Source organism: Oleiphilus sp. HI0117, assembly GCF_001635235.1.
In genome coordinates this window covers 1-1,166 of sequence record NZ_LWGA01000136.1, presented here as the reverse complement: position 1 = coordinate 1,166, position 1,166 = coordinate 1, and the positions used below count along the sequence as shown (strand labels likewise).

General features: G+C 46.5%; 1 pseudogene. It reads left to right on the top strand.

Annotated elements, in window-relative coordinates:
• Nucleotides 1-220: 220 nt before the first annotated feature.
• Nucleotides 221-1,166: pseudogene (locus A3757_RS01895) on the top strand (glutamine synthetase beta-grasp domain-containing protein); the annotation flags it as partial.

The following is a 1,166-nucleotide window of genomic DNA, read 5'->3' as shown; positions in this document are numbered from 1 at the left end:
GGCTGCCCAGCAAAGGCGTCTGACAACTTGGACGGTACTTGAAATATAAATAGTATTTGAAAAGTTTGTTTAGACTGGTTAGGCCGGACACCTGCTGCGAAAATCGCTAGGCACTGCGCATGTCGCAACTTGAGTGTGACAATTTAGTGCAGTGCTCGGCACTTGAAATAACATGAAACAAACCTTTGTTTCGAATACGTCCAAAAATGGAGAAATTAGAATGTCAGAGAAAACTCTCGGCCTAATCAAAGAAAACGAAGTCACATGGGTCGACCTTCGNTTCACAGATACTCGCGGTAAAGAACAACACGTAAGCATTCCATCTTCTGAAGTTGACGAAGACTTCTTCGAAGAAGGCAAAATGTTTGACGGTTCATCAATTGCTGGCTGGAAAGGCATCAACGAATCAGACATGATCCTTATGCCTGAAGACGCTACAGCAGTACTTGACCCGTTCACAGAAGAAAGCACTTTGATCCTTCGTTGTAACATCGTTGAGCCTTCAACTATGCAAGGCTACGAGCGCGACCCACGCTCTGTTGCGATCCGTGCTGAAGAATACTTGAAGTCTACAGGTATCGCTGACTCTGCATTGTTTGGTCCAGAGCCAGAATTCTTCGTATTTGATGACGTTAAGTGGAAAGCCGACATGAACGGCGCTATGTACGAAATCAACTCTGAAGAAGCTGCTTGGGGTAGCCACGCAGAATTCGAAGGCGGTAACATTGGTCACCGTCCAGGCGTTAAAGGCGGTTACTTCCCAGTACCACCAGTTGACTCTCTACACGACCTTCGTGCAGCAATGTGTGCAGCGATGGAAGCAATGGGTCTAGTAATCGAAGTACACCACCACGAAGTTGGTACTGCTGGTCAGTGTGAAATCGGTGTTGGCGCTAATACACTAGTAAACAAGGCTGATGAAGTTCAGATCCTTAAGTATTGTGTACACAACGTTGCTCACGCTTACGGCAAGACTGCGACATTTATGCCTAAGCCAGTAGTTGGCGATAACGGTTCTGGCATGCACGTTCACATGTCTCTTGCAAAGATGGCGTTAACGTTATGGCTGGTGACGGCTATGCTGGTCTATCTGATGAGTGCCTATACTACATCGGCGGTATCATTAAGCACGCTAAGACTTTGAACGCTTTCACTAACGCTTCTAC